Origin of the sequence: Streptomyces sp. (assembly GCF_050698815.1) — a bacterium.
Lineage (GTDB): Bacteria > Actinomycetota > Actinomycetes > Streptomycetales > Streptomycetaceae > Streptomyces.
Window position 1 is genome coordinate 1 of the sequence record NZ_JBOHCV010000364.1, and the last position, 6,732, is coordinate 6,732.

The 6,732-nt window shown below is 66.2% G+C and carries 8 protein-coding genes; 3 read left to right on the forward strand and 5 right to left on the reverse strand.

The window, feature by feature from the left end; all coding sequences use genetic code 11:
- From ACRDP3_RS13295 to fxsT, 5 genes are all read right to left on the reverse strand, one after another.
- A partial coding sequence (locus tag ACRDP3_RS13295; protein ID WP_431517118.1) for a GAF domain-containing protein occupies window positions 1-423 on the reverse strand: 423 nt, incomplete at its 3' end.
- Between the two features lie 97 nt (window positions 424-520).
- Window positions 521-748, reverse strand: coding sequence for an ANTAR domain-containing protein (locus tag ACRDP3_RS13300; protein WP_431517119.1), 228 nt, complete (start codon window positions 746-748; stop codon window positions 521-523).
- Window positions 749-813: 65 nt separating this feature from the next.
- Entirely contained in the window at window positions 814-1,707 is an 894-nt protein-coding gene (locus tag ACRDP3_RS13305; RefSeq protein WP_431517120.1) for an IS3 family transposase, read from the reverse strand.
- Complete coding sequence (locus ACRDP3_RS13310; RefSeq protein WP_431517121.1) at window positions 1,704-1,991, reverse strand: transposase; 288 nt, start codon at window positions 1,989-1,991, stop codon at window positions 1,704-1,706. The genes ACRDP3_RS13305 and ACRDP3_RS13310 overlap by 4 nt, the downstream gene beginning before the upstream one ends.
- A gap of 237 nt (window positions 1,992-2,228) precedes the next feature.
- Window positions 2,229-4,247, reverse strand: a complete 2,019-nt coding sequence (gene fxsT, locus ACRDP3_RS13315) for an FxSxx-COOH system tetratricopeptide repeat protein (RefSeq protein ID WP_431517122.1) — start codon at window positions 4,245-4,247, stop codon at window positions 2,229-2,231.
- Window positions 4,248-4,984: 737 nt separating this feature from the next.
- On the opposite strand from fxsT, the gene ACRDP3_RS13320 reads away from it, so the two are divergent.
- From ACRDP3_RS13320 to ACRDP3_RS13330, 3 genes are all read left to right on the forward strand, one after another.
- A complete protein-coding gene (locus ACRDP3_RS13320) occupies window positions 4,985-5,683 on the forward strand; it encodes a hypothetical protein (protein ID WP_431517123.1) in 699 nt (232 codons plus the stop codon).
- Between the two features lie 186 nt (window positions 5,684-5,869).
- Entirely contained in the window at window positions 5,870-6,109 is a 240-nt protein-coding gene (locus ACRDP3_RS13325) for a ribbon-helix-helix protein, CopG family (protein ID WP_431517124.1), read from the forward strand.
- Complete coding sequence (locus ACRDP3_RS13330; RefSeq protein ID WP_431517125.1) at window positions 6,106-6,540, forward strand: PIN domain-containing protein; 435 nt, start codon at window positions 6,106-6,108, stop codon at window positions 6,538-6,540. Before ACRDP3_RS13325 ends, ACRDP3_RS13330 begins: the two co-directional genes overlap by 4 nt.
- Window positions 6,541-6,732: the final 192 nt, after the last annotated feature.

The window sequence follows — 6,732 nt, forward strand, 5'->3', positions numbered from 1 at the left end:
GTCCAGGGCGCCCGGTTCGGTGTGGAAGAGGTTCAGCGCCCCGATGACCTCGGTGCGCAGACGCATGGGCAACGCGTGCACGGAAGTGAAGCCGACCTCACCGGCGGCGGCGGTGAAGCGCGGCCACTTGCCCGCCGTGGACAGGTCGGCCACCGACAGGGCTTCACCGCTGCGGAAACAGTCGATGCACGGGCCCTTCTCGTTCTGTAGCTGGAACAGCTCCAGCAGGCGGGTCCGCTCCATGGATGCGGCGATCACCTGCAACCTGTCCCGCTCGTCGGTCAGCATGAGCCCGACGGCGCTGACGCCCAGCAGTTCCACGCACCGTTCGGTCAGGCTGTGGAGAAAGTCGATCACATCGAAATCGTCGACGAGGGTATCCGCCATCTCCACGAACACTTCGGTCAGCCGAACCTGTGTCATATCACTCACCGCGTCCTTCAGTATTTCCGCAGTCTTGCACCACGTGAGAGCCGCCGCGTGGGCCCGGTGCCGAGAGTGAGGATCAACGCTTCCATCATTACGGCTCGCTTCCGTCGAATCGCAGTCGTCGTGCCACCACGTCCTTGGCGACCTCGCTCAGCCGCCGGTCCTGCGCGAACGCGTAGTCCCGCAGTCGCACCAGCGCCACCGCGGCGGTCACTCCCAACTGCACCGTAACCATGCCCGTGGCCTGGTGAACCTCGGGATGCTGCGGGCCGGCCTGCTCGGACCACCGGCCGTCCAGCATCGGCTCGGCCCATCTCAACGACTGCGCCAAGGTCCTGAGCCACGAGGGGTTGAAGTTCCCCCCTGATGTTGGACAGCGGGTGGTTACGCTGCGGGGGTGAGCTGCTGTTGTAGCAGCGTTCGCGTTTCGAGTGGGGTGAGGTACCCGTGCTCGGGGTGCCGGCGGAGCCTGCTGCGGTTGTATTCAACCTCGATGAAGCGGAAGACGTCGGCGCGGGCTTGTGCCCGGGTTTCCCAGACGGTGGTGCCGATTTCCGCCTTGAGCACTCCGAAGAAGCTCTCAGCTGCGGCGTTGTCGTAACAGGAGCCGGTTCGGCCCATGCTCTGCAGCAGTCCCAACTGCTCTGTCAGGGACTGGAATTGGGCGGAGGTGTATTCGCTTCCGCGGTCGGTGTGCATGATGCAACCGGGTTGCAGGCCGCCGCGTGCGGCGGCCATCTTCAGTGCGTCGCAGACGAGTTCGGCGCGGTGGTGATCGGCCATCGCGTACCCGATCACCTCCCGAGTCGCCAGGTCGATGACGGTGGCCAGGTACCACCAGCCCTGGAGCGTGGGCAGGAAGGTGATGTCCCCGACGAGTTTCGTGCCCGGCCTGGTCGCGGTGAAGTCCCGGCCGATCAGATCGGCAGCCGGTGCCACCTTCTTATCCGGCCGGGTCAGTCCGCGACGCTTGCGGCGCGTGATCCCTCGGATATCCCGCTCGGCCATGACCCGCTCGACTCTCTTTCGGTTGATCGCCTGGCCGGCCCGGCGAAGAGCGGCGTGGACGCGCGGCACCCCGTAGGCACCGCGTGAGTCGGTGTGGACCTTGCGGATCTGTGCCGCCAGGGCGTCCTCGTCCGCCTGACGGGCGGCAGCGGCCGGCCGGGCGGCAAGCCATGCATAGAACGAGGAGCGGGCCACATCGAGGACCCGGCACAAGAGCGCGACGCCGTGGGTGGTCTTCTCCGCCTCGATGAACGCGTAGACGCCGTTCATCGATCGCTCTCCCTTGCGAAGAAGACCGTCGCTTTTCGCAGCACCTCGATCGTCTGTTGCTGTTCACGGTTCTGCCGCCGCAGCCTGCGCAGCTCATCCTTCTCCGCGCTGGTCAGCTCACTCGCAGGTCCCTCGCCGCGGTCGGTCCTATCCTGCCGGACCCAGTTCCGCAGGCCCTCAGGACTGACGCCGAGTTCCCGGGCAACCTCGGTCACCGTCCGGCCCGAAGAGCCGACCAGCGCGACCGCGTCCCGCTTGAACTCGGGCGTATACCGCTTGCTCATGTTGCTCTTACTCACTGACTGGCACTGCTTCCTCCGGGACCACCGGTCCCAGTATCAGGCTGTCCAGCTCAACGGGGGAACTTCACCTAGTAGCACCGGCGAACCGCGGTCAACACCGGTAATCGCGCAACACCTAACGCCAGTCCCCGGTGCGGTGACGAGCACGGCGACGATACGCGCAGCTTTGTCCCGCCGCTGAGCGTGCGCGACGGAGCGGCGTAGCACTGCGCGAGGACGTCAACATAGACGGTTGACCAGAGCGAATGCATCCTCGGTCTTGGGGTGGTTCTTGCCCAGTTGGGTGTGCAAGATCTGTGCTCCCCGGCGCGCGAGGTCCACTGCGGTCGGCTCGTTCAACGCGTGCAGGGCTCGGGCCTTGAACAGCAGGCCGTACCCGATGTACAGGTGGTCCGGCGCGTAACTGGCCTCGCGGATCCGCAGCGCCCGCGAGATCAGTGGCACGACAGTGGCGTGGTCGCCGAGGTCGAAGTGGACGGTCGCCAGTGCCACCAGGTCGAAGCTCACGTACGGGTCGTTCGGGCCGTACGCCGCCTCATCGATCTGCAGCGCCCGCTCGGCCAGTGGCAGCGCCGCCCGGTGTTCACCGAGCAGGCACAGCGTCCGCGCAAGCGTAGCCAGGTCTGTCGCGATGACGGGACTGTCCGCGGGCAGGCAGGACTCGTGCAGGCGCAACGCGCGCTCCGCCATCGGGCGTGCCTTCTCCGGCGCGCCGAAGTCCTTGTGGATCTGTGCCAGGGTGATCAAGTCGAAGCCGACCTCCTCGTCCCGTCCCTCGAGCGACTCGTCGATCGCGAGGGCACGTTCACACAGAGGCAGCGCCACCGAGCAATCCCCGATCTGGATCAGGAATTCCGAGGCCAGCCTCAGCAGTACCGCGGTCTCCGCGGCGCACTCGGCCGGTGGCTCCTCCTTGGTCACCGCAATGACGTGCGGGAGCAACTCTTGCCACCGCGGCCGCGCGTCCGGGTCACCGTGGATGTCGTCGGGCACGGCCGCCAACAGCGCACGACACAGCTGGACCCGAGCGTCAGTGCGCACCTCGTCCGGCATCGCGGCCCGGATGGCGGCCTGAACCAGCCGGTGCAGCACCAGGGACGCGTCCCCGCGCCTCGCAAGTCCCAGACCGGCCAAGGCGCCGACCGTCGTGTCCCACGCCACCGGGTCCGCTGTGGCCCCGTTCAGTAATTCGGGGTGGCCGGTGAACAGGTCCAGCGGAATCGGCTCCGGCGCCAGCAGGGAACTCAGCTTCAGCAGCGCCACCGCCTGCGGCTGCTCCGTCTCCAGCCTTTGCACGCTGAGCTGCCACAGGGTCGCGACCACCACCGCCGGCCGGTCGGCCAGCTCACCCCACGCGATCATGTCCTCCAGCCGCGAGGTCACCAGAGTCAGATACTCCTCGGGCGCCGTGTGGTTGTAACTCATGTACCCGACCGCCTGTTCCAACCCCAGCGGCAGGTCCCCCAGTTGCTCGGCGATCTGGTCAGCCACCGCCGCGGTCATGCCGGACACCCGCCGGACCAGCAGGTCCACCGACTCTCGCCTGGTGAGCACATCCAGGTCGATGACGTCGGCCCTGCTCGACCAACCGCTGACCCTGGTGGTGACGATGACATGGCCGTTGCCCGCCAGACCACCCGACGGCAGCGCATGCGTGAGCGTGCCCGGTTTCTCCCCGTTGTCGAGGATAATCAGCCATGGCCGGTGGTCCAGCAACTTGCCGTACACCCGTGGGATGGCCTGGTCGGAGCTCACCTCCGCAAGCCCCAGTTCCCTGGCCAGCGATACAAACTGCGACGCCACCAGATCGGGGTGCTCGGCGTTTACGAACGCAACGAAGCGGTACTTCGACAGGTAGCGGTAGGCGTACTCGACCGCAAGCTGAGTCTTGCCGACGCCACCCAGCCCGTGCACGGCCAGCATCGCGACGTCGTTCCCCGAGGTGAGCCGCTGCCGCAACTCCCGCAGCGTGGCATCGCGGCCGGTGAAGTTGGTGTTGCGCGGGGGCAACCGGTACGCCAGGGGCGCGAGCGGGTCCCGCGTACGGTCGCGGTGCGGCGCCTGCCATATCCCGATCAACGACACTGGTATCAGGATGAGGAGCACCACCCATGGGTGGACACGCACAAAGTCGAGCGGCCCCGGCCAACTGCTCTGCCCAGACGCCGCATTAAAGGCAAGACTGCCGAGGAACAGCACGAGCAAACCGGCCACCGCGCTGGCCAGCGTTCGCCACATGGCTCCCTCTCCGGTATGGCGGCGACCACGACGATCAGCTGCCAACTGATGCTATCCCAGAGGCCGTTCCGCCCGCGGAGAATCGACAATCGACCAACGCCAGCGGACCTGACAGTACGGGGGAAGGGGCGGGCTGCAGGAAGCGACGGGGGGGGAGGCCCGGGGCCAACCTGTTGAGCGAACGACATGCCCGGGCGCTGTGATGGCAATTCGGCTCCCGAGGAATGATTCGGGACCATCCCCCGCTCTCGTGGCAGGGGTGAGGAGACTCCTGAGGTAATTGCCGTGCCAGAAGCGTGCCAGAACAGGCGGAGACACCCGGTCAACACCGGTCACAATGCGACCCGTTCAAGTGGTGCATCAGGAGCCATGTACGCAGCTCAGCAGGCTTGTAGGCCCCAACCGCCCAGTGGTTCCCAAGCTCAGAGCGCGGGTTCGATTCCCGTCACCCGCTCCAGCACAAAGCCCCAGGCCAGCGGCCCGGGGCTTCTTTGTTGTGCGTACCCACCGCGGCTGTACGGGCGGTAAGCGACGAGGAACAGCCGTGACGTTGCTGGCGCTTGGACGAAGTCATGACGCTGCGTGGCGTGCACATTTAGTGTCTAGCCATGTCCCAGAGTGAGATTCGCGGTGTCAGCGCCCGCATGCAGTTCGACCCAGCCGAGGCCGATCCATTATCCCAGTGGCAGCGAGCCGGAGCGGCTGCCGCTGGGATTCTCCTGGCAGGAGCCGGGTCGGTGGCGATGTTCGTGAGCGACAATGGGGCGGGCACCGCCGTGGCTCTTGTCGTCGGAGGGATCTTCGTCCTGATGGCGATCACGGGTATGCCGTTTCTGGGCGGACGGCTCATGGACGCTGAGTTGATGATGGGACGCCGTCGTGCACGTTTGATCAAGCAGGCCAAGGCAGCGCCACCACTGGATGCCAGAGTCCTGCTGGACGACCTGATCCTCACGGACCCCGGCGTCATCGAAGATCCCAATGCCGTCGCACTGGACTTCGCGCTCTTGTTGGACGAGGTCAGGCATGCCGCTGACGAGACCCTTGAGCCGGACGGCAGCCTGCATCACACGAGCAATCCTGAGATCGGGGACCCCCTGCTGGTGCTCGAACGCTCTACGGGGCAACGCTTCGGGATCTACGCGATGACCGCCAAGTCGGAGTCGGGGCGCCTGTCGACCGCCTTCGCCGACCAGTTCATGGCGCGTGCGACGCACGCCGATTGTGAAGCCTTTCTGTGGGTTGCCGCCGCTTCCTTCAAGGACGACCTCGGGTCGTTGGCGGCGCGTACGGAGAGGGAGACTGGCAAGGCCGTCGGCATCGTCGACTGGAGCGCACGGAATGTCGGCCTGCGAGGCGGAATCGACGACCTGGTGAACCGGGGCCGTCGCGTGCCCGATCAGAGAGCTGGAGATGGGACCGGAGCGCAGCAGTGACGTACAGCAACCTCAGCAACAACCGCTGTGCGCGCACACGGAAAGCCAGGCGAAGGTCTTGGCCTCCTCGGGTGCGGGCATCTAAACGGCACCCCCTCCCAAGACGGGCGTAGATGCCGTCGAGGCCCATGTCCGGCCGCGCGACGGGAGCGTCCCGAAATGTTATGGCTGAGGTACCATAACTTTATGACCTTGAAGAAGACGACCGTCATGGTCGACGAGAACGACCTCGCGCTGATCAAGGAAGCTGCCGCGCGAGAGGGACGCTCGGAGTCGGAGTACTTTCGGGAGGCGTTCCACCTCGCGGCCCTGCGCACCCGGCGCTGGGACGAGGAGTGGGACATCCCCAGCCTGGACTTCGGCGGGCCCGTCACTGCCGAGGAGATCGACCGAGCGGTCTCGGACGGCGTGGCGGACACCGAGTGATCGTCGTCGGTGACACCTCCGGCCTGGTGGCCGCACTGAACACCTCGGATCCTGAACACGGAGCCGCTCGGACCGCCATGCGCCAGGCAGCACTCACCGTGGTATCACCATTGGTAATTCTGGAGATTGAACACATCACCACGCGCAACGTCGACCGCAAGACCGTGTACGCGGTGAACGACTGGCTGCTGAGTCAAGAGCGAACCGGACGCTTCGCCATTCCCGAGTTGTCCGCCGACACACTACGCAAGGCACGTAAGGTCCAGAACCACTACGCGGCCCTGCGGCTCGATCTGACCGATGCGGTGAACGTCGTTCTGGCCGAGGCGTACGACACCGAGATCATCCTGACCCTCGACCGCCGGGACTTCAGAGCCATCACCCCGCTCACCGGCAAACACGCCTTTCGGCTTCTGCCCGACGACTTGTAGAAAGACCTGGCCGACCGTGCCAGATGCGTGCCAGTACGGCCGGACAGCCACGGTCAACACCCGTCATGGCGCGCCTGGACCACGACGGTCCGAGCGGCGACATCATCTGGCACGACGCGTGGGACGGCTTCCCGGCCTCGCGGCGCGCCATCACCGACACGTTCACCTCGGCCGGCGTACGCAACCCCGTCC